The sequence below is a fragment of the Desulfotignum phosphitoxidans DSM 13687 genome, from assembly GCF_000350545.1.
In the GTDB taxonomy this organism is placed as follows: Bacteria; Desulfobacterota; Desulfobacteria; order Desulfobacterales; family Desulfobacteraceae; genus Desulfotignum; species Desulfotignum phosphitoxidans.
In genome coordinates, this window is sequence record NZ_APJX01000001.1 from 656,493 (window position 1) to 682,613 (window position 26,121).

Sequence of the window (26,121 nt, forward strand, 5' to 3'; positions counted from 1 at the left end):
AATGGCACAGACGGATTATACTATCACACAAATTTTGCAGATGGATGCCTGCACCGGATGCAGTATGTGTGCCGATGTGTGTCCGGCGGCACTGGCTGCAAAGAATGGGCGCCTGTCAGGTGTCTGGCGCCTGAATGAACTGCGCCGTATTATGCAGACACGTTCCGGATTCTGGCAGAAGTTTTTCCGCAGACAGGCTATGCCTCAGGAACAGTTAACAACTTTTGGCGATACCGTGTTTGCCTGCACACTTTGCGGCAGGTGTCAGCAGGTATGTCCGTCAGGTATTCAGCTCAAGGATCTGTGGGTGTCCCTGCGGCAGGATCTGGTTCACTGCCGTGCCTATCCCAAAAAAGTGGATATGATTGCCGAGAATTTAGCCGAAAGCCGTAACGTTTTTGACGAAGACAATGAGGAACGTGCCGAATGGGTGGAGGATATTCCGGATGCACCGGCTCATGGACATATTAAAGACCGGGCAGACGTGGTCTATTTTACTGGCTGTGTTTCAGCCTATTTTCCTATGGCCCAGAACATTCCCATGGCTGTGGTGAATATATTTGACGCAGCCAAGGTGGATTTTACCCTGCTGGGTGGAGAAGAATGGTGCTGCGGGTTTCCACTGTTAGGAGCCGGGCTCAGGGATCAGGCAAAAGAGTTAATTGATCATAACCTTGAGGCGGTCCGGGCTAAAGGTGCTCAAAAAGTGGTCTTTTCCTGTCCTTCCTGCTACCAGATGTGGCATGAACATTATCCCCGGGAATTTGAGCTTTACCATATTACGAAATTTGTAAATCAATTGATAACCTCAGGACAACTTGCATTTAATGATTTGTCTTTAAAAGTAACCTATCATGATCCCTGTGACCTGGGGCGCGGAAGCAGAGAATACCAAGCCCCGCGGCAGATTATACGAGCCATCCCGGGAATTGAACTTGTGGAGATGACTAACAATCGTGAAAATTGTCTTTGCTGTGGCGGCGGCGGAAACCTGGAAATGATCGACACAGGACTCTCTTCACAGATTGCTCAGGCAAAAATCAAAGAGGCATTGCAAACTGGAGCCCAGGCAATTGTTACCTCTTGCCAGCAATGTGTACGGACCATGACCACCTATACCAGAAGAAACAAAATTGATATTGAGATCATGGATATTACCCAGTTGCTGCAAAAGGCGATTGCCCAGAAAGAATAGATCGGGCAGCGTTTAAGCGCCTTTTGGATCAATGCAGCTGACAGTTGCTTTCATATGGAGAACCGATGAATAAATATCACACAACCGTTAGATTGAACGGTAAACACGCAGACATCTGTTCGGAGCAACAGAATTTTATAATGTCACGTCGAGAAGGCACTGAGACTGGCCATATCTGTCCAATGTTTCATATGACCGGCGCATTGGGAAGTTGAATTGCGTTGACCTTGTCTGCAGTTGCAGACCATAAAAAAATTGCAGTGGAAAAGATAGAAATACAAATTGATTGTATAGCAGATAAGGGATTTGATCCATCTACACTCTTTACCATTGATATTGATTTTGGCGGCAGTTTAACCCAAAGGGAGCAGACTATACTTCTCAATTCGGCCCGTAACTGCGAGATTGGCAAGATACTGACAGGGCGAGTGAAATTGAATATTGGTTTAATTGCCGGTACATAGGAGATATCTCATGCAAACCTGGAGGCTTTTAGACACGCGACCCATGACAGCGGCTGAGAATATGGCCATGGATGAGACCCTGCTGGAACTGAAAGGCCAGGGGAAAAGCCCGAACACTATTCGTTTTTTGCAGTTCTCGCCAAGGGCAGTGTTAGTGGGATTTCACCAGGCTGTTTCCGAAGAGATCCGCAGTAGTTATTGTCGGGTAAATAATATTGATGTAAACCGGCGTATCACAGGTGGCGGGGCCATTTTTTTTGATGAAAACCAAATGGGCTGGGAAGTGTTTTGTGACAAGGCTTTTTTTAATATCGCGATTCCCAACGCCCATCTTTTCAAATCCCTTTGTGACCCTGTGGTCATGGCCCTTGCCATGTTGGGCATTGACGCCAGATTCAGGCCGCGTAACGACATCGAGGTCAATGGGCGTAAAATTTCGGGCACTGGCGGAACCGATTCAGACAATGCCTTTATGTTCCAGGGCACGATGTTGGTGGATTTTGATGTAGATACAATGCTCAGGTCACTTCAGATTCCGGTAGAAAAGCTCAAAGCCAAAGAAATCGATTCCGTTAAGGACCGGGTCACCTGCCTGAGATGGGAGTTAGGTTCTGTTCCGTCCCTTGCTGGCATTAAACAGGCCATTAAAACAGGGTTTGAAATCAGCCTTGACATCAAGCTCGAACCAGGTGATTTGACTGCAGAAGAGCAAAAACGTTACCAGGAGAAGTTGCCCCATTTTCAATCCTCCCGCTGGATCGAGAACGTCAAGCCTTATTATCAAAAACGAGAAGCTGTGCAGGCAACTTACAAGGCACCAGCAGGAATGGTGCGCTTTACCCTGGTGGTCAACCTGCCGCAAAAGCGGTTGAAAGATATATATATTACCGGTGATTTCTTAACCTTCCCCGGCAGTGCCCTCTATGATCTGGAAGCGGAACTCAGGGGCGTATCCCTTGATCGGGAGGTCCTGCATAAAATTATCCGCACTTTTTTTGATCAGGAACGTATTCGAATTCCTGGATTGCCCTTTAAGGATTTTGTCAAACCCTTGGATCTGTGTCTTGAAAAGGTTGCCATTACGAAATACGGCATTCCTCTGGCTCATTGCAATATGATTTCTGTTGCCAACGGGTCATTTGAAGAGGTGATTCAACAGCAACCGTCAGTGCTGCTGCTGCCCTATTGTGCGAAACTGACCACATGTGATTTAAGATACAAAAAAGGATGTAAAATCTGCAAAGAAGCCGGGTGTTCCATTGGACCCGCCTGGTCCATGGGGCGTGACAAAAAGATGAGGGTTATCAGCATTGTCAGCTTTGAAGATCTCTGGAATGAATTAATGCAGATGAAAAAGGCCGGAGTGCGGTCCTATATCGGCTGCTGCTGTCAGCCCTTTTTCGCAAAACACGTGGATGATTTCAAGAAATCCGGCGTCCCCGGGATCTTATTGGATATCGACAATACGACCTGTTACGATCTCGACAGGGCCAAAGAAGCCTATGCCGGAAAATTTGAAAGCCAGACCACGGTGAATCTGGGGCTGCTGGAGACAGTGCTGAACGCTGCTGCCTGTATTGACACCGAAACAAGAGAGAACCATGAGGGCCAGTGACTGTGATATTTTGGTAGTTGGTGCCGGACCTGCCGGTTCCAGTGCCGCATTTGCTGCCGCCCGTAAAGGTGCAAACGTGCTGCTTGTAGAGAGACGGCAGCAGGTGGGCGTTCCGGTGCAGTGCGCCGAATATATCCCTGCCGTGCTCAAAGGGCAATTGGAACTGAAAGGTGACTGCGTCGTTCAAAAGATAGGGAGCATGCATACCCTGATACCCGGGCAGCCGGTAAAAAAAACAGTTGCTCCGGGGTTTATCATCCGGCGGGACGTGTTTGATCAGGACCTGGCTTCCGCCGCCCGGAAAGCCGGAGCAAAAATCAGGTGTGCCACCAAGGCTGCGGCACTGCTTCCGAATGGCAACGTGATATTGTCACCTAAAAATAGACCGGCTTTTGTAGTTCATCCCAAGGTGATCATCGGTGCGGACGGCCCAAGATCTACGGTTGGGCGCTGGGCCGGATCTGTAAACCGTCACCTGCTGCCCGCTGTACAGATTACACTGCTTTTGAAAGCACCCATGACACACACGGAAATCTATTTTGATCGTGAAATCACCGCCGGATATGGATGGCTGTTTCCAAAGGGAAAAATGGCCAATGTGGGGATCGGCATGGTGAGGCCCTCCGGCGGCCAGCCCTCTATTCGAAAAGTATTGGATAATTTTATCCAGCGGCTCAAACTCGATGGTAAGATCGATGGCGCACCTGTGACCCTTACCGCCGGTTGGATACCGGCAGAGCCCGTGCGCAACACCGTAACCGGTAACATTCTGCTGGTTGGGGATGCAGCCGGACATACCCATCCGATTACCGGTGCCGGCATATTCACGGCTGTGACCTGTGGCAGGATGGCCGGCAAATGTGCTTTTGCGGCAGTTGCGGCAAATGACGTGGCAATTTTAAAGGACTATGACCATGGATGGCAGGATCTGTTTGGAGATACCCAGGCACGGGCGCATCTTCGTCGAAAACAGATGGAAGCCGGGTGGAGCAGGTTCGATAAAATTGTAAAACAATGCTGGGTGGCATACCGGGAGTATTATGATGAGTCTGTTTATTGAACGCTTGAAAAAAGCCCGGGAAAATTCCTGGAAAGACTTTGGTAAAAAGATTGTTTTTTATCTGCCCGGGATGTTTGTTCAGAATGGGATAACCGGTAAATACCCGGCTGCCTCTATAACCGGTAATAAATGCGCCTTTAAGTGCGATCATTGTCAGGGTAAAATATTAGCTTCCATGCGGCAGGCAACCTCGCCTGAAAAACTGGTGGCAGTGTGTCTGGAGCTTTCAGCCATGGGGAATTACGGTGTCCTTCTCAGCGGGGGCTGTGACGCTTCCGGACATTTGCCGTGGGATAGATTTATCCAGGCTATCAAGGAAATAAAGCAGCGTACAGACCTGTTGGTTTCCATTCACAGCGGCTTGATTGATGAACCGGAAGCCCTTTGTTTGAAACGGGCCGGTGTGGACCAGGTGCTCATTGATGTGATCGGTGATGATGAGACGTTGAAAAGAATGTACCATGCCCCTTTTGGCGTAAGCCGCATCTACGATACTATGGCCGCTGTTCAGAAGGTCGGACTACCCATGATACCCCATATTGTTTGTGGACTGAACTACGGGCAAATCAAGGGAGAAAAACAGGCCATTGAAATGGTCGCTGATTTCACAGTCGAACAATTGGTAATCGTCTCTCTTATGCCTATCCCCGGCACACCGGTATGGGGGAGCACTCCTCCAACAGCTGAGGCGGTGGCCGACCTTATCGCCGAGGCACGGATCAGTCTGCCGGCCACCCGGATCAGCTTAGGCTGTGCCCGTCGGCGCGGCAATCCTCAACTGGAAACCCTGGCCATTGATGCCGGTGTGAATAGTATGGCCCTGCCATCGGATGAGGCCGTTGCCAGGGCCAAAAGCTATGGCATTGATATTTATTACCAGAAAACCTGTTGCTCGGTAACCCAGGCGCTTTTTGAATCCGGCTGGTAACCAACCCAATTTAAGGACGTATCATGATAGAATACTTTATAGAAGAAAAAATAGAAAGCCCGGAGCATCTGCGCATGAGTCTAGCAGCTGCCATGACCCTGGGATTTAAAAAAGGCCTATTTTATAGGAATGCCAAACTTCACTGTATAAACCTGCTCCTAACATATAGTGACGGCTGCGCAGCGCGCTGTGCCTACTGCGGTTTGTCCTGCAGGCGATCCGGGAAGTATCAAGACAAAAGCTTTATCCGCGTAACCTGGCCGACTTATCAGACATCCGAGATCATCCAACGGATTGGCGGTCACCAGGGGCGTGTCAAAAGAATCTGCATCTCACAGGTGACCAACAAACGGTCCATCAGTGATACATTAACCATTTGCAGGCAATTGCGATCCGGTTTTGATATTCCGGTGTCCGTATTAATTTCTCCAACCATCGTCACCCGGGAAGATTTAAAGGAAATTAAAGCCGCAGGGGCAGATAAAATCGGCGTGGCCATCGATCTTGCCACACCGAATCTGTTCGACCGGTATCGCGGCAGCGGAGTGAAGGGGCCGCACTGCTGGGAAACTTACCTGGATCGCCTGGAACAGGCCATTGAAATATTCGGAGTCCGCCATGCCGGCTCCCATTTTGTAACCGGCATGGGGGAGACCGAAAAACAGATGGTGAACATCATCCAGCTGGTTCAGGATATGGGGGGATGGACCCATCTGTTTTCCTTCTACCCGGAACCCGGTTCAGGCATGTGTGATTATCCGATGCCGGCCCTGGACCATTACCGTCGTATCCAGCTGGCCCGGTTTATTATGGACGAAAAATTGGGCCGTGCTGAAAATTTTGCTTTTAATGAAAAAAGTGAAATCGTGGATTTTGGTATAACCCGTCAACTGCTGGAGCATGTTATAGATTCTGGTGAGCCCTTCCGTACCAGCGGGTGTGAGGGATATGACGGAGAAGTGGCCTGCAACAGACCGTTTGCCAATTCCAGACCCGGCCCGGAAATGCGAAATTATCCGTTTAAACCAAATAGGGACGACATAAAAATGATTCGAGAACAGCTGAAAATTAAAGAATTTTGTTAACCGAAAAAAACCAATGGAAAATGATATAGAATTACAGATCATTAAAATAGGGTGTGAAAAAATAGCATCTTGATAACATGCTGAAATAATATATAATATACATTAGGCAGAATGGGTCACGTCCCACATGAGGATTTAGGAGAAAATGATGTATATTCTCAGTCGTAAGAATAATAGATTTTATTTCGTGGAAAGTGAAGCATGCAGTACGCCTGATGCATTAATCAAATCAATTTTCAGCCCCAAGTGGTACGGTGCCACCTGGCAAAGAATTACCAAGGTGGAAAAAGAAACCTGGGCTGAATTTTTGAAAACCGGAAAGGTCACGGATCCCAATTTCAACCAAAAAGTCCTGCAATCCTGGATGCGAAGCCGGCAGGCGGAAATCGATCCTCATACGGGGGGGGTCGGTAGAGACTTCCTTTCTTTAACAAAACTTGAAAGCAGAAATGAAAAACTCATTATCCAGGCAGAACAGGTACTGGATACGCTTTATCAGTGTCTCCGGGGATCAGGATTTATGATTGTTTTGATCGGAAAAAATGGTCACATTCTCAGAAGCATGGGTGAACTGGAATCATTGAGACGGGCAGAGAAATTTAATTTTGGTCCCGGCGCTCACTGGACAGAAGAAGCAGTTGGCACTAACGGTATCGGAACCTCACTTGCATTTGGTCAGCCTGCTCAGGTCACAGGGCCGGAGCATTATTGTGAATGTCAGCAACCTTGGACCTGCTCAAGCGCACCTATCAGGACAGGCAGCGGAGAGATAATCGGCTTTGTTGACATATCCGGTCCACGGGAACGGGCCTCTGAGCATCAGCTGGGAATGGTTGTTGCAGCTGCCCATGCCATTGAGGATCGGATTGTATTAGAAGAATCATACGATCAACTTAATGATACGAATCAATATCTGGAAGCCATATTAAATTCTGTTTCAGAGGGGATTGTTGCCGTAAATGCAAAAGGTGTCGTTACAAGTCTTAATAAGAAGGCAGCCAAAACCCTTCGCCTCCATCCCCGCGAAGTGATCGGGCAATCGTTAATTGCATCTGTTTCAAGCCAAGGCGAATCAAAGAATTTTTTCAAGACCAGATCGGCCGGTATGATTAAAGAAGAGGTTCAGGTCAAAGTTCCTTCGGGAAAGGGGATTTTCAGTGCAAAAGCGAATCCCGTTATTTCTAAAGGGAAAAATAATCTGGGTTATGTTTTAACATTGAAACCTAAAAATAGATCTTATTTTTTAAGTGATAAACCATCGGCAATGAAAGCCAGCTATCGATTTTCTGACATTATTGGAGATAGTGATAGCATCCGTCAAACCATAAAAAAAGCCAAAATGGTTGCTCCCGGAAAGTCCACCATTGTTCTTTTAGGTGAAAGCGGCACAGGTAAAGAGCTTTTTGCCCAGGCGATTCATAGTGCAAGTGATTGCTGTAGCGGCCCGTTTATACCGGTTAATTGTGGTGCCATCCCTAAAGAGTTAATCCAGAGCGAATTGTTTGGTTATGTTGACGGTGCCTTTACCGGTGCCAAACGGGGCGGTAGCATTGGTAAATTTGAAGCGGCGAATGGCGGGACCCTGTTCCTTGACGAAATAAGTGAAATGCCATTAGAAATGCAAATAAATTTATTGCGGGTGCTGGAAGAAAAAGCGATCACCCCTGTAGGGGGCAAAAAAGTTATACACCTTAATGTCCGCATTATCGCCGCAACCAACAAAAGCCTTTTTGAAGAAATGAGTAAAGGACTTTTCAGAGAAGATCTATATTACAGGCTGAACGTCATCAACATTGTACTTCCTTCCTTAAAATCCAGAAAGGGGGACATTGGTCTTTTAACACGGTACTGGGTTGATAAATTATCCCGAAAAGCGGGGCGGGATGTCAAAAAGATAGAACCCGATGTGCTACATTGGCTTGAAAATCATCATTGGCCGGGAAACGTGCGTGAATTGGTTAATGTATTGGAGAGTGCTGTAAATTTTATTTTAGGAGATACATTTGCCGTAAGACACTTACCGGCCTATATAAGAAAAAAACAGCTTGAAAAACCACATATTGGCCAAAAAGATATCATACCATTGCACAGGTTGGAAAAAGAAAATATAAAAAAGGCTATTCAGTTTTATGACGGTAACATAACGCAGGCTGCCAAAGCCTTGGGTATAGGCCGAAACACGCTGTATGACAAAATGAGAAAGTATGGGATAAAATGATATTGGCATTCCGTAAGCTGTTGTAAAGCGAATTGTTTTGGTTTAAAAAAGTGGGCACACAATAAATATTTTATGAAAAAGATAACAACGGTTTTCTTTGATGCAGGCAATACGTTTCTATCGCCTTGCAAGTCTGTGGGGAAAATTTACGCCCAACTTGCAAAGGAAAAAGGATATCTATTTTCATCTGAAACCATTGATGCAAAGATCCCGGACGCTTGGGACAAATATTTTCACATAAAAAGTGACCGGAATTTTAAGTGTTCTGATGAAATTCTTATTAGAGACTGGAAACAATTTGTTCGGGATGTGTTGCCTGGGAATATGCTGGAAGAAGACTTTAAAGAGCTTTTTTCCCATATTTATACACGATTGGGTGGAGCAGAGTTTTACACACTTGCCGTTGGGTTTGAAGATACATTACATACACTAAAAAAAATGGGTGTTCATGTAGGGATTATTTCAAATTGGGACAGTCGGTTGCCTGGCATATTGAAGGCTTTGAACCTGTATTCACTATTTGATACAACAACAATATCTTATGAGGCCGGTGTTGAAAAACCAAATACGAAAATATTTAAAATTGCCTGTCAAAGAGCCAATGTGAAGCCGGAGAATGCGATAATTATCGGCGACTCTATTGCCCACGATGTTGAAGCCTCCGAGTCTATCGGTATGACAGGAATACTGTATAATGGAAAATCACTGAAATTAAATTGGCGCGGCCCAACACTTCATTCATGGGAACAGCCGGACATACTTCTTGCATTTTTCCGACAACAAAATTGAGAACCACAGCGATCTATTTTTCTCAATCCATGGTATGTAATTTCAGGTAAAGAGGCTGAATATAGTGTCATAAATGACCTATTTTTTGCATTATCGTTCATGGCAGTTTCCAATATTTCTTTTTATTTTCAAAACCTTGGGCACTCTTTGGAGATAAATCCCAGTTTAGACGTAAAAACTATTTCTGCAATAACTGCCCAACAATCTAACACTGATCGAAAACAGGACAATACCCAGGCCGCCCTATTCATGATGAACTAAACAAATTGGAAGCTGGATCGTTCGAATTTGGAACTATCCAGATCTTATCTAAGTGTCAGATTGTCTCTTTTTTGTACCCCATTAAGGGGAAGTTATAGAAAATGAAAAAGAAATATAACTTTTTGAAATAAAAAGAAATATATTCGAGATAAGCGATGGTTTTTATGGTGATATTTTTAGCATGGCATATAGTTTGCTAATTTATTGTTAGCTGGTCATTTTACAAACCTTGCCATGGAGGAAAGAATGGGGAAATTATTAAGGATTAACACAAGAGAAAAAACACTAAATTTTGAAAAAACTACTGATGCCTATGCAGGCCTTGGGGGGCGTGCGCTGACATCTAAATTGATTTTGGATGAAGTACCTGCCACTTGTCATCCGCTTGGAAAAGCAAACAAACTGATTTTTGCTCCGGGTATACTTGCAGGGTCTCCCGCAGCAGATTCAGGACGGCTTTCGGCAGGAGCCAAATCCCCATTGACCGGGGGAATAAAAGAGAGTAACGCGGGTGGTCTTGTTTCACAAAAACTTGCCAGACTAGGTATAACAGCCATTATTTTAGAAGACAAGCCGGAAACATCAGATTTCAGTCTCATCGTCATCGACAAAGATGGAATTAGAATCCTTCCTGCTGATGATCTTGTCGGGAAGGGCAATTATGCAGTCATGGAAACCTTGTGGGAAAAATATGGTAAGAATGTCGGTGTCCTCAGTATCGGACAGGCTGGAGAGCAATGTCTGAAAGGTGCAAGTATCCAACAGGCAGACATGAACGGACGACCGGGGCGAGCACATGGGCGAGGCGGTCTGGGTGCTGTTATGGGGGCAAAGAAAATCAAAGCCATCGTGGTAGATGACAAAGGTGCTTCCCGTGTCGAAATCAAAGATAAAGAAGCCTTTAAGGCGGCTAATAAAAAATGGGTGGAAATGTTAAGAAAGCACCCGGTGACAGGAGAGGGCCTGCCGGCTCTTGGTACCGCAGTACTGGTTAATGTCATCAATGAAGCCGGTGCGTTTCCCACCAAGAACTTCAGATCCGGACAGTTTGAGCATGCCCAAGACATCAGTGGCGAGAAAATGGCTGAAATTATTGAAAAAAGAGGGGGTGTCATCTCAGAACCCTGCCATCCGGGTTGTGTGATCAAATGCTCTAATGTTTACAATAACAAAGAAGGCAAATACCTCACTAGCGGATTCGAATATGAAACTATCTGGGCATTTGGTGCGCATACGACAATCAAAGAATTAGATGATATTGCCATGCTGGACCGGCTGTGTGATGATTTTGGTCTCGATACTATAGAAATGGGGGTGACCTTAGGGGTCGCGATGGACGGTGGTATGATTCCATGGGGGGACGGTAAGGCGGCAATAGATCTTCTGTCTAAAATCGGTCAATATGCCTCTGAAGGCAAAATTATCGGTAACGGTGCCGGGTTCACGGGCGACGCATTAGGTTTAGACCGGATACCTATCGTTAAAAACCAGGCACTTCCAGCCTACGATCCAAGATCGGTTAAAGGAGTCGGAGTGACCTATGCGACAACCCCCATGGGCGCGGACCACACCGCAGGTTACGGCGTTACGGCAAATATCCTGAGTGTGGGAGGCACCATCGATCCCCATAAAAAAGAAGGCAATATAGAACTGTCACAGGGGCTTCAGATTGCAACTGCCGCGGTTGATGCCGCGGGTTTATGCCTTTTTGTTGCATTTGCCGTTCTTGACAATGATGACGGGCTTCCCACCATTTGTGAAATGCTCAATGCACAATATGGGCTTTCCCTGGCACCTGCAGATGTTCTTGAACTGGGCAAATCAATTCTGAATAATGAAAAGGAATTTAACAGAAAAGCCGGGTTCACAAAAATTGATGATCGGTTACCGGAAATGTTTTATGAAAAACTTCCTCCCCATGATACCCAATGGGATTTTACAAGCGAGGAGTTGTCGAAAACGCTTAACTTTTAAAAATGGAATAAAAATATCCGAGAAAATAAAGACAAATGTCCTGCCTTTGTTTTCTCGGATTTGAAATGCCCGAACATTTTGGGAAAATCTACAGGGGTGCTTTGGCAAAAGCTGAGAGAAGTTTGCAAACTTCAACCCTTTGAACCTGATACGGTTAGTACCGGCGTAGGGAAAGTTTATGAAACATCCATTCCTTATATTCTTTTTTACACTCCGTAAAATTTCTATCCAACCGTCAGGTAACTATTTTTATTTTAATGGTTCTTTGAGTGGAGATATTTATGCAAATAAGCCTGAATGGGGAAAAAGTGGAATCTGAACGGCAGACTTTGATGGAACTTATCTTGGGGACAGGGCTTGATCCGGCCTCCGTGGTTGCTGAAGTCAATTTAAAGGTGATCAGACAGAACTCCTGGACAAAAATCACCATTAATGAAGGCGACGATATTGAGCTTTTAAGTTTTGTAGGAGGAGGATAAATGACTGACATTAATAAAGATATTCTTATTCTTGGTGGTGTTTCATTTTCATGCCGGCTGATTACCGGGACAGGCAAGTTCGCATCGAAAACACTGATCACCCCTATGCTTGAAACCAGCGGTTCCCAGATGATTACGGTGGCCCTGCGGCGTGTAGACCCGGGATCGGAACACGAAAATATTTTGGATTATATACCGGATGCGGTAACGCTTTTACCCAACACATCTGGAGCCAGAACAGCTAACGAGGCGGTCAGGATCGCCAGGATCGCAAGAGAAGCCGGATGCGGAGATTTTATAAAAATCGAAGTGATTACCGATATGCAGCATCTTTTGCCGGACAACCATGAAACGCTCAAGGCAACACAAATACTTGCCAAGGAGGGTTTTATTGTCCTGCCATATTACATGCCGGATATCACTGTGACCAAACAGCTTCACGATGCCGGGGCAGCGGCTGTCATGCCTCTGGGCTCCCCAATCGGTACCAACCGGGGGCTTGAAATGAAACCCATGATTAAAATGATCCTTGAAACAAGCAGCCTGCCTGTAATTGTGGATGCCGGTATCGGACGGCCCTCCCAGGCTGCTGAAGCCATGGAGATGGGTGCGGATGCCGTGCTGGTCAATACTGCCATTGCCACGAGTGCAGACCCTGCCATGGCTGGTGAGGCGTTTGCGCTAGCTGTCAGGGCCGGGCGAATGGCATACCTTGCAAAGATGGCGGACGAAAGTATCTTTGCACAGGCATCGTCACCGTTGACAGGTTTTTTAAGGGAGTAGGAACATGTCATTTTTAGATAAGGTGATCGAATATGAATCCTTTGACTTTGAAGGATTCTTCAGCAGTGTCACTTCCCAGAATGTCCAGCAGTCCCTGTTTCGGGACCATTTAACCGTGCCGGACCTTTTACACCTGCTGTCACCGAGGGCCAGGGATTTCTTAGAGCCCATGGCACAAAAGGCGAGAAATGTGACAATGCAGTATTTCGGGCGGACGATCGGGTTGTATGCGCCCTTATACATTTCGGATTATTGTGCCAATCAATGTACTTATTGCGGTTTTAACACCCATACAACGTTTAAACGAAACAAACTGACCCCGGAACAGATTGACCAGGAAGCCGCTGCCATTGCAAATACCGGCATCCGGCATATCCTGGTTCTGACAGGCGAAGCACCCGCAAAAACACCGATGACGTACCTTACAGTCACCATGGGGATTTTAAAGAAATATTTTTCATCCATTGCACTGGAAATGTTTCCCATGGATGAAGATGATTACAAAACGTTGATCGCAGCAGGTGCGGATTCACTGACCATTTACCAGGAGGTATATAACCGGGAAATATACAGGCAGGTGCATCCGGGTGGCAGGAAGGCCGATTATAACTGGCGGCTGAAGACCCCGGAAAGAGGGGCAAGGGCCGGATTTCGGGCGGTCAATATCGGGGCGCTGTTCGGGCTTGGCCAACCCAAGGTTGAGGCCTTTATGGCAGGGCTGCATGCCAAGTACCTGGAACAGAAATTTCCGGATGTGGAAATCTCTTTGTCGCTTCCCCGGATGACCAAGGCAGAGGGCGGCATCGCCCCCAGACATATGCTTTCAGATATTGACTTTGTACAGGTAATGCTGGCCTGGCGGCTGTTTATGCCGCGTCTGGGGCTCACCATATCCACCCGGGAATCGGCAGCATTCAGAGACCGCCTTATTCATCTCGGGGCGACCCGGTATTCAGCCGGATCAAGAACGGATGTGGGCGGTTATTCTCAGAATCTTGACGACAGTACGGTTCAGTTTGAAGTGACCGATGACAGAAGTGTGGATCAGATCACCCGGATGATTAAAGAAAGCGGGTTTCAGCCGGTTTTTAAAGACTGGGAGATTTTGAGATGAAAGTCGGCATTGCAGGGGTGGGCGGTATCGGGTCCAATGTGGCACGCCACCTGGCACAGACCGGTGTAAAGACACTTGTTATTGCCGATTTTGACTGCGTGGAAGTTTCCAATCTCAACCGTCAGTTCTATAGGACAGACCAGGCGAGCCTGAAAAAAACAGACTGCCTCAAAGATAATCTTCTGGCGATCAATCCGGACATGGAGATCGAAACGGTTGATATGAAAATCGGACCTGGTGATGCTGCCCATATTTTCCGGGACTGTGATGTCGTGGTGGAAGGGTTTGATCAAAAGCAGCTCAAAAAAATGCTGATCGAGGAGATGTCCGACACCGGAAAAATGATGGTATCGGCCTCGGGTATCGCAGGCTGGGATTTGACCAGCGTGACAACAAAAAAAATAGGCAGCTGCCAGGTAGTGGGAGATTTTGTTTCAGACCAGGGCGATCATGCGCTTTTCCCGCCCAAGATCGCTCTGGTGGCTGCCCATATGGCATCTATTGTCTTAAAATATGCAAAGGAATAAACCTAATGAAATTAATCAGAGCCCTTGATGCCAATATCAACCGTTCTTCGGAAGGGCTGCGGGTGCTGGAAGATATGGCAAGGTTCCGGTTTGACCATGCCAGGATTTCTGCCGATCTTCGGGGTGTTCGGCACAAAATTCGGGATCTTTTCAAGGACAGGCAGTCCCTGCTTCTGGCGTCGCGGCAGGCGGACAGGGATGTAGGAACCGTTACATCCGCAGAGTCAATGTCCGATACAAGAACAGATGAAAAGGATATAGTCCTGTCCAATTTTAGGAGGGTTCAGGAGGCGCTGCGTTCCATAGAGGAGCACCTGAAAGCAATTGGAGAACACAAAGACGGTAAATATGTGGAAACCCTGCGTTTTGACACCTATTCACTGGAGAGAAGGTGCCTGCGATTGTTTGCCAAATCTTTTCCCAGTGGAATTTACGGCATTCTGGGTGAAAAATTTTCCCTTGGCCGGACCAATGTGGAGGTGGCCAGGGCCATGGTGGATGCCGGTATCGATATCCTTCAATACCGGGAAAAAGTGAAAGATAAAAGTTTTAAGGAGATGCTCAACGAGTGCGAGCAGATAAGGAAAATTACGGCGGATGCCAATGTGCCTTTTATTATCAATGACCATGTGGCGATTGCCCTGATGGTGGGAGCGGATGGTGTCCAACAGGGGCAGGATGACCTGCCGATCCCCGAAGTGAAAAAACTGTGCCCCGAAATGATGGTCGGATGTTCCACCCATTCACCGGCGCAGGCGAAAAAAGCGGTGGAAGACGGGGCCGATTATATTGGTGTGGGACCTATTTATACGACACAAACCAAAGAAGATGTCTGTAATGCAGTGGGGCTTTCATACCTGGAGCATGTGGTTGCCACCCATGATATTCCCTTTGTGGCCATCGGCGGGATTAAACGGCACAATCTTGCAGAGGTGGCAGCAAAGGGTGCAAAAACAATCTGTCTGGTGACCGAAATCATCGGGGCGGACAATATTGAAAAGAGAATTAAAGAAATAAAAGATATAATAGGAGATGTGTAAATGAGCCAAGCGTATAAAACCCAGATTGATGCGGCAAGAAAAGGGATATTCACCCCACAGATGGAACAGGTACTGGAGGATGAACCCATTTCAAAACAGGATTTGATGGACCGTGTTGCCAAAGGGCACATCGCGATCCCGGCCAATAAAAATCATTTGAACCTGAAAGCAGCCGGCGTGGGACAGGGATTAAAAACCAAGATCAATGTAAACTTGGGGGTATCCAAAGATGTCTGTTCTTTTGATGCAGAGCTGAACAAGGCCAAAATGGCACTGGATTATAAAGCTGATGCGGTAATGGATTTGAGTGTCTCCGGGAATACGAAAGGGTTCCGCAAACGCTTGGTGGCCGAAGTACCTGTGATGATCGGTACGGTCCCCATTTACGACACACTTACAAGAACACAAAAGCCCACCGAAGAGGTCACCATTGAGGACTGGTTTGAAACGGTTGAAATCCATGCAAAGAACGGGATCGATTTTATAACCATCCATGCAGGATTGAACAGCAAATGTGCCCAAAGTATTCGGACCAATCCGCGGTTGTGCGGTATTGTGAGCCGGGGCGGGGCGATTCTTTTTGAGTGGATGGCTAAAACAGGCAATGAAAATCCTTTTTATGAGCATTTTGACCGGCTGCTGGATATCTGCGAGGCACATGATGTCTGCATCAGCCTTGGCGACGGTCTTCGGCCCGGAGCGATCAAGGACTCAACGGACGCCCCCCAGATTGAAGAGCTGATTACCCTGGGTGAACTGACCAAACACGCCTGGGGCCGTAATGTCCAGGTGATGATCGAAGGACCGGGTCATGTGCCCCTGCACGAGGTGGAGATGAACATGAAACTGCAGAAAAAACTCTGCCATAATGCGCCCTTTTATGTTTTGGGTCCCTTGGTGACCGATATCGCTCCTGGTTACGATCATATTACGTCCGCCATCGGCGGGGCGCTGGCCGCCATGCACGGGGCGGATTTTTTGTGCTATGTGACCCCTGCCGAACATCTTCGCCTGCCAACGGCCGATGATGTGAAAGAAGGAATCATGGCTTCCCGTATAGCAGCCCACGCAGGCGATCTGGCCAAGGGGCTGAAAGGTGCTGACGAAATCGATCATAAGATGAGCAAGGCAAGAGGTACACTTGACTGGGACGGTCAGTTCAAATGCGCCATGGACCCTGAGAAGGCCCAAGAATACAGAAAGTTATCCCAACCGTCGGAAGAAGACGTCTGCACCATGTGCGGCGATTTTTGTGCGGTGAAACGGGTGAAGGCTCTTTTATGAACTTTGAATTCCTTTAAGAAGGAATGATCAAAAGGGAAAGCATTATAAAAACACACCAAAAGCATTTGATTTTTCTTGTGGCGTTGGCATTGTTTTAAACCATATAGTTAAATGTATGGATAATTGTTATTTTTTGGCTATCGCGTCAAATGCTTATTAGGTTATCGCGTTGAATTGTTTTTAGTTTTTGTGTAATGTAAACAAAAAAAGCGAGGACTACTTGGAGGTGAGGTCCTTTTTTTAGGTGAATGGGCACCCCAGAATATCCCTGCCAATCCAATCTGTTTCGTCGAATTTTTAGGATAACCAAAACAGTCGGAAAATCGCTGGAAAAAGGCTGCTCACGGCTAGCAAGTATGGTATTGCACAAAAAACTGACTTGTCCAGGCTCCAGTTTTTTGGGACGTTAGTTTCAGATGTTACTATTTGTTTGACATCTTAAAGCAATAATTATTTATTGGTCAGGTCAGGAATGGTTAAATTAGGTATTCAATTAAAAAGAGAGCGAGAAAATGGGTGGTTTTTTTGGTTGCGCTTCAAATGAAAATTGCAATAAAGAACTTTTTTACGGAACGGATTATCTGTCTCATCTGGGTACCAAACGCGGTGGGATTGCCACAGTAAACAAAGAGAAATTCAGTAGAAGAATACACAATCTCGAAAATGCATACTTTCGAACAAAATTTGAATCTGACGTTGATACATTAACAGGAAACATGGGTATCGGTGTCATCAGCGACACTGATTCCCAACCTATTCTCATTCATTCTCATCTTGGCAAATTTGCAGTTGTTACCGTTGGGAAAATTGCCAACATTGATGAATTGACCAAAAAAGCCTTTTCAGACAACGTTCATTTTGCAGAATCCAGCCAAGGGGATATTAATCCTTCAGAGCTTGTTGCCATTTTGATCAATCAAAAAGGATCCGTCACTGAAGGCATATCAAATGCACAGGCAATAATTAAAGGCTCATGTTCTATGCTGGTACTGACCTCGACATGTATATTTGCTGCGAGGGACAGATTAGGGAGAACTCCTATCATTATCGGCAAAAGACACAATGCCTTTGCCGCCAGTTTGAGCGCGGACTCGCAAGTTGATGGATAGATGGTCAACAAAGATGAGGGATGCGCTGCGCTCATCGGCCGTTTTTTTAAGGTATAAGCGGAAGTTTTGAATAAGGTAAAAAAACGAGAAGAAGCGGCAATTAGAATCATTCTTTCTGAGAATTTTCACGATAAAGCAGGGCGAGATCAAAAACCAAATGCCTCCGATTTCAGCCAATAATTTTTTCTGCTTTCAATAAAGTCCTCGTCAGATAATGTATTTTTTTTTGTTCACCTGCATGATTACGCCAATCCTGTCTTTCCTGGATAATACGATTGTAGATTTCCGTTCGGATAAATCCTCTTCGATAGAGAGCCAAAGCATATGCAAAATCAGTGGCGGATTCATTACCTTTATCATAAAGGGGCCGGGTAATATTGTTTTTATGACACACGCCCCCCCGGGGTTTGATGGGAAAAAGCCTTTTGAGAACAGGAGGATAGTTTTATTTCAGGGTATATTCGCCTGGCGTTTCCAATCAACCCATACAAGTTTTGCCAATGGGTACTGTCCCGAAGGCGTTTTGTGTTTTTCCTTTCTGTTCCTGAACCCGGGGCACCTCCCCCATCTATTTTTAGGGTCTGCGCCGGGGTCGCTGTGCATTTTTTCCAGCCAATACCGTTTTTCAGCAAGGTCAAGGGGACGAGAGCTATGAATCCATACCTGATAATTGCCGGGCGAAGTTTCTATGACCATTCTGCCGGGTTTAAAAACTTTCGGTTTTAATTGGTGATGCCGGGTAAGCAGGTCGCTGTCTAAATCGTCTGCAAGAAAGTAATAAGGCTGGATGGCAGAATCCGGTTTAATCAGGATGTGTCTGCCGCCGGCATTTTCGGCTTTAAGATAGGGGATGTTTTTAAGAGAAAAGGCGACTGGCCATCTGCCTGTTGATTCATCAAGGACAGCCAAGGTGAAGCGATGGTTAAAATAATTACAGATTTTCCATAAAATTCTTTCCATGGGTATGTGCCCGGACCATGAAGTCCGGGCATATTCATTATTTCCACTCGTCGTGGTCTATGGGATTTTGCTTTGCATCCTGTTCCATTTGGAATTTCCTGAACTCCCGATATTCCCGATTCAAACTTTTAAGTCCAGTAACGGCTATGTCGCGCATCAGATATCCTAATTCTATGGCAATTTCCTCAAATGTAATATCAGGATCATCATAAATACTCATATTGTCTTCCTATTATTTTTTGGGTGGTTGTCTGGAAAAAAATCAATTCCGTTTGGGTCTGGATCGGCTGGGTGAAAACAATTGGAAGAATAAGGCCTCATCTATTTTTGGCAGTTCTTTCACTGCGGCAGTATTAAGAAGCTCTGCAGCCATCTGGTTGAGAATCCGCAGATTGTTGGCGGCATGACCGGCCAGAGTCCGTATCAATTCTTCGGACATCAATTGGCTGTTTCCTGCTTGATCCAGTGCAAAATGAAGGTATTCCTGCAACTGATCCGGAGTAAGCGGTTCAAGAACCAATCTAGGGCCGATCCGGCTTCCCAAAGGCAACAGTTCCGGTGAACGAAATCTCTCAGGAAGCCTGTTATCTCCACAAAGTATCGTAAACAAAAGGTTTTGTGAATCAAACTGGTGGCTTTGAAGGATTCTTAATTCTGTCAGGCATTCGTCAGAGACATGCTGGGCCTCATCAATGAGCAGAACCGGTTTAAACAAAGTGCTCTGGCAATGATGTATCCAGCGTTCTCGAAGGGTCTTAAAGCCTCCATACCTGTTGGCAGGTGAAAGCGCTACATTAAACAGTTCTCCAAGCTCCCTGTAAAAATCTCCCAGCCTGCTTTGAGGACGTTGCATAACCCCGACGGCAAGATCAGGGACTTTTTCCAGGCCGTAAGCCATTTTATGCAGGGTCTTGCTTTTGCCCAATCCGGGTTCTCCGGTAATCAAAGCAAAGCCGCCCTGTCGGGCCATGGAACGGATACGAAGCTCAAACGTCTCTGAGCCGGGAAGCATATAAAGAGCCTCCTCAGGAATGTTTGGCAAAAAAGGATTATACTTGAGGCCATACAGGCTTTTAATATCAATGTTATTCAATGGTGTTTTCCTCCTTGGGCAAATAAGCAGGCGGCAGTCCGGTGGCTGCGTGATCGGCCATCCACTTTTTTAGCAGTGCCGGGTATTCAAGTGTATCAACAGGATCTGTCAGGGAGATTTCAGGGGAAATCACCCGGCGTTTTCCTGACGCATTGGCCGTTTTATCCTGGGGTGCCAGCTGTGCAAGGGGGGCATCGGTCCCGGGGTCTACCAGAGTCAACTGACTTCTATCCCAGCCGGGAGCCCGTAAGGCAACCGATTCCATGTGGCCGAACCTGGCAGGCAGTTCATAGCGAATGCCGCCAACAGCGACGGTAGCATCACTGCGCCTGGGTTTCCGAGTCACCCTGCGTGTAAAGGCAAGGCGGAGGCCCTCACTGTCCGGGACATTTCTGGCGACGCTTTTACCGTTAAGAAGGCGGTCTAAAGGGGTTGATTGTATCTCCCGGTTGAATCTGCGATGGTAATCTTGTTCAACCCAGGCTTGGGCTGCCTGATTTAAAAAGGACAGTTTCAAGTCCTTATGTTTGCGTACCAGCTCCAAAAGACGTCCCTCAAGCTGGCCCCAGAAGACTTCCTGCTTACCATTTTGATAGGGGGAGTAAGGCAAAGTGGTTTTGTGATCAATGCCCAGACGGGCAAGACCCTGTGTGGTTTCCTCTGCCAACATTGCCGATCCGTTATCGGTCATCAATGACCTGGGCAGCCCCCGTTTCATAAAAGCCTGGACCAGCCCATGGACCAGACACTCCGCAGTCTCGGCCAGATAAAACTGCAGGTGACAGCAAATACGGGAATGGTCATCAAGGATCGCCAGTACCATGGGCTGAAGCCAGTTCCCGGATGCATCAAGAATGCGAACTTTTGCATGGTGAAAATCAAGATGCCAAAGGCCGTGAAGGAAAGATATTTCAAACCCTCTCACTTCCCGGTTTTCAAGGTGCCTGGCAGCCTGTACTTGCCCGGGCGAAGGCTGGGCCGGTTCACGGGATTTCCACCAACCGTTATCCCGCATGCACCGTAATACAGTCTTGTAGCTGGGCAATTTTCCTAATTCAGGCTTTTCCTGCACCACAACTTTCAGGTTGTCGTAGTGCAATTGCGCAGTCCAGCGGGGATACTTTTGATACTGGGCTTTTAAAGCATCCAGCAGTGCTTGGGGCATGGACCAGCGTATCCCGGCATCGGATCGAGGTTTTCGCCCCAGAACAGCTACCGGATCATCAACCTCTTTGGCTTTATAATACCACCGTTCAATGGTCGATGCACCCAGTGTGAATCTCTGGTCTTCATCAATGGGGTGTTGATAGATTTTTTGTGAAAGCCGTTGAATAGCCTGCTGCAGTTGCCCCTTGGCAGGCGGGCTGGACAACAGTTCACCAATCACTGAGAAACGAAATTGTCCCCAGCGTCGCCAAATAGGCGCTTGCGTGTTGTTCATGGTGTCTCTCCTTTCGATTTTGCTTCCTCCGGACTCCACCATGGAGATAAACGGGGGCAAAACCGTGAGTTGACACCTTGTAACAAATTGATTCTCTCCTGGAATCAGCCCAACTTCTGCGTGATCGGCGATCAACGGAGAAGATCCTCAAATATCCTGGCTTTCAAGGTCCCATAGCAAGAACTTGGAGACACTTGACCATTGCAGCTTCCGGTGGCTGTATCTCCCGATAGTAGCTGGATAACAGGTCATGAATCAGGCGACTCCTTTTCCTTTCCAGAAAATGACCCGAAAGGCGGCGCCAGGCACAGCTGTCTGGAAAAATTTCTAAAAAATAATCCCTCCAGCGATTGACAGTGGATCTCCAAACTCCGCAAATCCCCTTTAGACGTTCCAAGGTTGCATCCGGATTTTTTCCCTGACGAATGGCGGTGAGCAACAAAATCACAGGAGCCCAATACACCCGGCGGTCCCAAAACCTGACCGATGGAGGCATGACGCGCCGGCGGCATCCTTCGCGCCCGCAGCAAAGGCTGTAACGAAGCTCAAAGAGTGTTTCAAGATCTGGAGGGCCGCCACGCGGTTTACGCCAGTAGTTGGCATAGTGCAACGGTCCCCCACAATAGGGCAGCGGCGTTCTTTGGTTTGCCTCGCCAGATCCAAGTCAATTTGATGAAGAAGAGAAAATAATGATTGTTGAGTAAGCACATATAGTGATATCATGGTCCCGCCATTGGTTAATGTGGCAGGAGCCCTCTATCAACGCATCAGCCAAGAAACGTGAGGGGGCTCCTTTCTTTTTCCCTCACTTTTCTGGACCATTTTTGCAATATTTTCCATCATTTTTTGAGTCTGCACTCAAGTTCTGAATCAACTGCTTTTTCCAACCTTGGGTTTGAAACTGACTATTTTGTTGGTCCTGATGAAATTGTTAAAATAACACCAGATGGGTATGAACAGCTTAAAGCACCTGGTGATAAAATGCAGGTTTGTTCATTCCTATGGGTCTACTATGGGTATCCTGTATCGAGCTATGAAGGCATTAACACAGAACAAGTTCGGTACAATTGCGGGACCGCCCTTGCCAAAAGAGAGACCTCCACTGCTGATTTCGTTGCCGGTATTCCGGATTCCGGAATTGGCCACGCCATAGGATTCTCTAATGAAAGCAAAATCCCATATATGAGACCCTATGTTAACCCTGACATTGCATAAAAAAGTAGGAAATAGGTAGAAAAAGACTTGAGGAGCCCCATGAATAAAGGTTATAATGAGTTTGACGAACCAAAAACAACCGAATTCAGGAGGCCACCTCAAGTGAAGTCCAGTAAAGCACAAATTTTTGCTAAATTCCACAAAATTCCGACAATCCGTTTTGAAGACCAGGAATTGACCTCTTTTTCCGGTATGATTGTTTTCCAGCTTCTGTTCAAACGGCTTGGCCTGAGAAAAAGGTTGAAAGGATGCTTTTCCCATCTGAAGATATCCCCAATATTTGGTCATCATTTGGTGGTGATGCTTCTGATCACCCATTTGATTCTGGGTTTCAGGCGGTTGCGTGAAATTGTCTATTACAAAGACGATCCAATGATTCTCCGGACATTGGGGCTCAGATCCCTTCCGGATGTATCGACCATTTCAAGGAATCTTTCCCAAATGGATGATGCCAGTGTTGATAACGTGCAGGATCTGTCCCGTTCCCTTGTTGTTGAGGGCCTTGTGCGGGAACAGTTCCCGCGCCTGACCCTGGATTTCGACGGGTCTGTATTGTCGACAAAAGGCCATGCCCAGGGTACCGCCGTTGGTTTCAACAAATCCAGAAAAGGGGCCAGAAGTTATTATCCTTTGTTTTGTACCATTGCCCAGACCGGACAGTTTTTTGATATGCACCATCGTCCCGGCAATGTCCATGATTCAAATGGCGCCCCTGAATTCATGCAAAAATGTTTTGAGCATATCCGGTGTCAATTTCCAGGATCAATCATTGAATCCCGCATGGATGGGGCATTTTTCAACCAGAAAATCATTGATATGATGTCCGAAAGACGGATCAGTTTCACCGCATCCGTTCCTTTTTACCGGTTTACAGAACTCAAACAATTGATCGAAACCTGCGATTCATGGATCGATATTGATGAAAAATGGTCGTATTTTGAAACTCTGTGGAAACCAAAATCCTGGAACAGCCGGTATCGGTTTGTTTTCACCAGAAAAAAAGTGAAAAAGATTCAAAAAGGCGCTCTTCAGCTGGATCTTTTTGAGCCGGTCTCTGAACAGTACCAATACAAGGCGATCGTCACCAACAAAACGGAATCGGCAAAAGCAGTCGTCCTGTTCCATAATGGTCGCGGATCTCAGGAGCTTTTGTTTGGAAATGCCAAAAATGACACGGCCCTCAGCGTTATCCCATGCAAAAGACTCAATGCCAACCGGATTTTCACTCTGGCATCGATGATGGCCCACAACTTATCCCGTGAGATGCAGATGGTTGCAAATCCGGGTAAAACACACGCCAGACCCAAACGCCCGGCAGGATGGACATTCAAAAGACTTGATACAATCCGTCATCAGATCCTTCAAAGGGCAGGCCGATTTATCAAGCCTCAGGGCAAACTCACCCTGATAATGAGTGGGAACCATGCTGTAAAAAAGGATCTGATGCATCTTGTAGGCAAATTGCTTGAGGCTGCTTGATTTGAGCAATTTTTGACAGTAATTTTTACAAATTTTTATGCAACGTTAAGGTTAAATATACACCGACCTGGCCGAGAAGCTTCATGCCTCAAAACCAGGAAATGCGAGACCTTGTGGCACGAATGAAATTAATTCCTAACAGGAGTATTATCGAAGGAAAACGAATTATATTCTGCGATGATTCTGTTGTACGGGGTACCCAGCTTAGAGACAATACAAAGATATTGTATGAATACGGCGCCAGAGATGTTCACATGAGAATCGCCTGTCCATGCCTGATTCATCCATGTGAATTCCTCAATTTTTCAACATCCAGGTCAGCACTTGATTTGGCAGGTAGGAAAGCCATTTATCAAATTGAAGGAACTGAGGACACAGACCTAACTGATTATGCCATTGATGGCTCGGATAGACATAGTGCCATGATTGCAAAAATTATTGATGAACTCACCCTAACCAGCCTTAGATATCAGAAATTAGATGATCTTATAGCTGCCATTGGTATGCCCAAAGAAAAATTATGTACACATTGCTGGGATGGCTCCAGCTATTTTTAGAGCGCTTTCAAACTTCAGTTCTGTCAATCTGCGTCATCTTAGAATTCGACAAAAAAGAACTATGCACCTGACATATAAGAATCCCCGCGACTGATTCCAGTTTAAAGGTGAATTTGCCACCCCGCTCCCCGAGCCGTTGAACCATTACACATGCACAGGCCAATGACTTAAACAATCCTGGCGGTATTCCAGCAGTCCGGCAGGGTTTACATCTCCTTTTGTGTCAGCTTCATGATAATTCCTCGGCAGCCTCAGCCATGAGCCGGGCAATGGGCATGTTCTGGGGACACTTTTGCTCTGCTGCGCCGTAATCCAGCGTTGACAGCCTTGCACGAACGGATTCCGGGATATCCAGGTATTCCGTCCGGGCGCGAAAATGATCCCCGTAGCTGCGGGAATACATCAGACAGCGCATGATTTTACCCACAGGGATATCTTCGGCAATCACTGCCTTGCAGGCAGCTGTGCAGCCGGCGCAATAATGAGGTGCAGTGGCCCGGGCCTCTGCTTCAAAAAAACGGCGGTCACGGGCGGTCAGGGCGGTAATATTCGTTGCGGCTTCCGTATTGGCTTTAAGGATGGTCATGGTCTGCATCTGGGAGCAGACTGCCGCGATCCTGTCATCAGTCCAGACAGCAAGCAATCTGGCCTGTTCCTTTGTCATCCCCTTATCCAGAAACCGTTTTTCCAGGGCCTCGCTCGTTGCGCTTTCCTCTCCTTTGTGAGACCAGGATGAGGAAGCCTGGGTTTTCATAGCGGTCAGTCCGATCCCGGCCTTGTGGCAGGCGTCGACAGCACGCTTCATCTTATCTGTGGTCATGACCTTGTAGTTGTAGGTGGTCATGATGCCGTCGATCCAGCCCAGGGTTGCAGCATGGGACAGGGAGTCGGCCATATTGGAATGGGTACTGAAGCCAAAGAGGCGGATCTTCCCCTGGGATTTCATCTTTTCAGCCCAGGTCTTGATCTCAAGTGTCAGCTCACGCGTTGCATTACTAACGGCATGCAGAAAAAAGAGATCGAGATAATCTGTTTTAAGGTTGTTCAGGGAGTCTTCAAGCTCAGCAGTCAGGCCGCCGGTTCCCCGGTTTCCGGATTTGGACACCAGAAATATCTTTTTGCGGTCCCTGGGGAATTTGGCCAGATACTTGCCGATGCCATACTCACTGCCCCACCGGTTGTAATACTGGGCCGTATCCCAGTAGGTTACCCCCCATTTCACCGCCTGCCGCAACAGCAGCTGATTGGCACCGGTATCGAACATGGTCCCCAGAGACAGTATGGGCACATCAATGCCGGTACGGCCAAAGGGGCGGGAGCCCACCTTCATGGGGGCGGCCTCCGCAGTTGCCGGCCTTATGACCGAAGCGACCATGCTGCCGACCCCGGCGGCTCCGAGAACTTGCAGAAACTCACGACGCCTGATGTTTGATTCTTTTGTGCTCATAACG

Annotated in this window: 24 protein-coding genes and 1 riboswitch; of the genes, 18 read left to right on the top strand and 6 right to left on the bottom strand. The window is 47.0% G+C overall.

The window, feature by feature from the left end; all coding sequences use genetic code 11:
- The first annotated feature begins 1 nt into the window (after nt 1).
- The 16 genes from DPO_RS03110 to DPO_RS03185 all read left to right on the top strand — a co-directional run bounded on the left by DPO_RS03110 (nt 2) and on the right by DPO_RS03185 (nt 17,925).
- A complete protein-coding gene (locus DPO_RS03110) occupies nt 2-1,195 on the top strand; it encodes a (Fe-S)-binding protein (RefSeq protein ID WP_006964228.1) in 1,194 nt (397 codons plus the stop codon).
- 221 nt (nt 1,196-1,416) lie between these two features.
- On the top strand, nt 1,417-1,659 hold the full coding sequence (locus tag DPO_RS25085; RefSeq protein WP_040011411.1) for a hypothetical protein: 243 nt from the start codon (nt 1,417-1,419) through the stop codon (nt 1,657-1,659).
- Nucleotides 1,660-1,702: 43 nt separating this feature from the next.
- Nucleotides 1,703-3,274 (top strand): lipoate--protein ligase family protein, encoded by a 1,572-nt coding sequence (locus DPO_RS23640; protein WP_407637403.1) that lies wholly within the window; start codon nt 1,703-1,705, stop codon nt 3,272-3,274.
- Complete coding sequence (locus tag DPO_RS03125; RefSeq protein ID WP_006964230.1) at nt 3,261-4,334, top strand: geranylgeranyl reductase family protein; 1,074 nt, start codon at nt 3,261-3,263, stop codon at nt 4,332-4,334. The genes DPO_RS23640 and DPO_RS03125 overlap by 14 nt, the downstream gene beginning before the upstream one ends.
- A gap of 70 nt (nt 4,335-4,404) precedes the next feature.
- Entirely contained in the window at nt 4,405-5,262 is an 858-nt protein-coding gene (locus DPO_RS03130) for a radical SAM protein (protein WP_268870626.1), read from the top strand.
- Nucleotides 5,263-5,354: 92 nt separating this feature from the next.
- On the top strand, nt 5,355-6,347 hold the full coding sequence (locus tag DPO_RS03135; RefSeq protein WP_236609897.1) for a radical SAM protein: 993 nt from the start codon (nt 5,355-5,357) through the stop codon (nt 6,345-6,347).
- Between the two features lie 145 nt (nt 6,348-6,492).
- Nucleotides 6,493-8,565 (top strand): sigma-54-dependent Fis family transcriptional regulator, encoded by a 2,073-nt coding sequence (locus tag DPO_RS03140; RefSeq protein ID WP_083911966.1) that lies wholly within the window; start codon nt 6,493-6,495, stop codon nt 8,563-8,565.
- Nucleotides 8,566-8,637: 72 nt separating this feature from the next.
- Complete coding sequence (locus tag DPO_RS03145; RefSeq protein ID WP_006964234.1) at nt 8,638-9,354, top strand: HAD-IA family hydrolase; 717 nt, start codon at nt 8,638-8,640, stop codon at nt 9,352-9,354.
- 507 nt (nt 9,355-9,861) lie between these two features.
- Nucleotides 9,862-11,589 carry an aldehyde ferredoxin oxidoreductase family protein gene (locus DPO_RS03150; protein WP_006964235.1) on the top strand — a complete coding sequence of 576 codons (1,728 nt, stop codon included), beginning with the start codon at nt 9,862-9,864 and terminating at the stop codon, nt 11,587-11,589.
- Nucleotides 11,590-11,671: 82 nt separating this feature from the next.
- A riboswitch (TPP riboswitch) is annotated at nt 11,672-11,780 on the top strand.
- A 90-nt stretch (nt 11,781-11,870) separates the two neighbouring features.
- Nucleotides 11,871-12,068 (top strand): sulfur carrier protein ThiS, encoded by a 198-nt coding sequence (gene thiS, locus DPO_RS03155; RefSeq protein WP_006964236.1) that lies wholly within the window; start codon nt 11,871-11,873, stop codon nt 12,066-12,068.
- Nucleotides 12,069-12,851 carry a thiazole synthase gene (locus tag DPO_RS03160; protein ID WP_006964237.1) on the top strand — a complete coding sequence of 261 codons (783 nt, stop codon included), beginning with the start codon at nt 12,069-12,071 and terminating at the stop codon, nt 12,849-12,851.
- A 4-nt stretch (nt 12,852-12,855) separates the two neighbouring features.
- Nucleotides 12,856-13,965, top strand: a complete 1,110-nt coding sequence (thiH, locus tag DPO_RS03165) for a 2-iminoacetate synthase ThiH (RefSeq protein WP_006964238.1) — start codon at nt 12,856-12,858, stop codon at nt 13,963-13,965.
- A complete protein-coding gene (thiF, locus tag DPO_RS03170) occupies nt 13,962-14,492 on the top strand; it encodes a sulfur carrier protein ThiS adenylyltransferase ThiF (RefSeq protein ID WP_006964239.1) in 531 nt (176 codons plus the stop codon). Before thiH ends, thiF begins: the two co-directional genes overlap by 4 nt.
- A 5-nt stretch (nt 14,493-14,497) precedes the next feature.
- Nucleotides 14,498-15,532, top strand: coding sequence for a thiamine phosphate synthase (gene thiE / locus DPO_RS24400; protein ID WP_006964240.1), 1,035 nt, complete (start codon nt 14,498-14,500; stop codon nt 15,530-15,532).
- Nucleotides 15,533-16,816, top strand: a complete 1,284-nt coding sequence (gene thiC / locus DPO_RS03180) for a phosphomethylpyrimidine synthase ThiC (protein ID WP_006964241.1) — start codon at nt 15,533-15,535, stop codon at nt 16,814-16,816.
- Between the two features lie 512 nt (nt 16,817-17,328).
- The gene (locus tag DPO_RS03185; protein ID WP_006964242.1) at nt 17,329-17,925 is read left to right on the top strand and encodes an amidophosphoribosyltransferase; all 597 of its coding nucleotides are present in this window, start codon (nt 17,329-17,331) and stop codon (nt 17,923-17,925) included.
- 169 nt (nt 17,926-18,094) lie between these two features.
- Here DPO_RS03185 and DPO_RS26685 read toward each other — a convergent pair whose 3' ends face one another.
- The 5 genes from DPO_RS26685 to DPO_RS03205 are packed head-to-tail and all read right to left on the bottom strand — an operon-like array spanning nt 18,095 to nt 21,419.
- On the bottom strand, nt 18,095-18,319 hold the full coding sequence (locus DPO_RS26685; RefSeq protein ID WP_152427739.1) for a hypothetical protein: 225 nt from the start codon (nt 18,317-18,319) through the stop codon (nt 18,095-18,097).
- Between the two features lie 56 nt (nt 18,320-18,375).
- Nucleotides 18,376-18,885 carry a DNA-primase RepB domain-containing protein gene (locus tag DPO_RS03190; protein ID WP_006964243.1) on the bottom strand — a complete coding sequence of 170 codons (510 nt, stop codon included), beginning with the start codon at nt 18,883-18,885 and terminating at the stop codon, nt 18,376-18,378.
- A 37-nt stretch (nt 18,886-18,922) separates the two neighbouring features.
- Nucleotides 18,923-19,105, bottom strand: coding sequence for a hypothetical protein (locus tag DPO_RS03195; protein WP_006964244.1), 183 nt, complete (start codon nt 19,103-19,105; stop codon nt 18,923-18,925).
- Nucleotides 19,106-19,147: 42 nt separating this feature from the next.
- The gene (locus tag DPO_RS03200; RefSeq protein WP_040011414.1) at nt 19,148-19,978 is read right to left on the bottom strand and encodes an ExeA family protein; all 831 of its coding nucleotides are present in this window, start codon (nt 19,976-19,978) and stop codon (nt 19,148-19,150) included.
- Entirely contained in the window at nt 19,971-21,419 is a 1,449-nt protein-coding gene (locus DPO_RS03205) for an IS481 family transposase (protein WP_006964246.1), read from the bottom strand. The genes DPO_RS03200 and DPO_RS03205 overlap by 8 nt, the downstream gene beginning before the upstream one ends.
- 1,407 nt (nt 21,420-22,826) lie before the next feature.
- Here DPO_RS03205 and DPO_RS24410 point away from each other — a divergent pair.
- Complete coding sequence (locus DPO_RS24410; RefSeq protein WP_236609898.1) at nt 22,827-24,113, top strand: IS1380 family transposase; 1,287 nt, start codon at nt 22,827-22,829, stop codon at nt 24,111-24,113.
- Nucleotides 24,114-24,226: 113 nt separating this feature from the next.
- A complete protein-coding gene (locus tag DPO_RS03225) occupies nt 24,227-24,670 on the top strand; it encodes an amidophosphoribosyltransferase (protein WP_236609882.1) in 444 nt (147 codons plus the stop codon).
- A gap of 229 nt (nt 24,671-24,899) precedes the next feature.
- On the opposite strand, the gene DPO_RS03230 is transcribed toward DPO_RS03225, so the two are convergent.
- Nucleotides 24,900-26,117, bottom strand: a complete 1,218-nt coding sequence (locus DPO_RS03230; RefSeq protein WP_006964250.1) for an aldo/keto reductase — start codon at nt 26,115-26,117, stop codon at nt 24,900-24,902.
- Between the last annotated feature and the right edge of the window lie 4 nt (nt 26,118-26,121).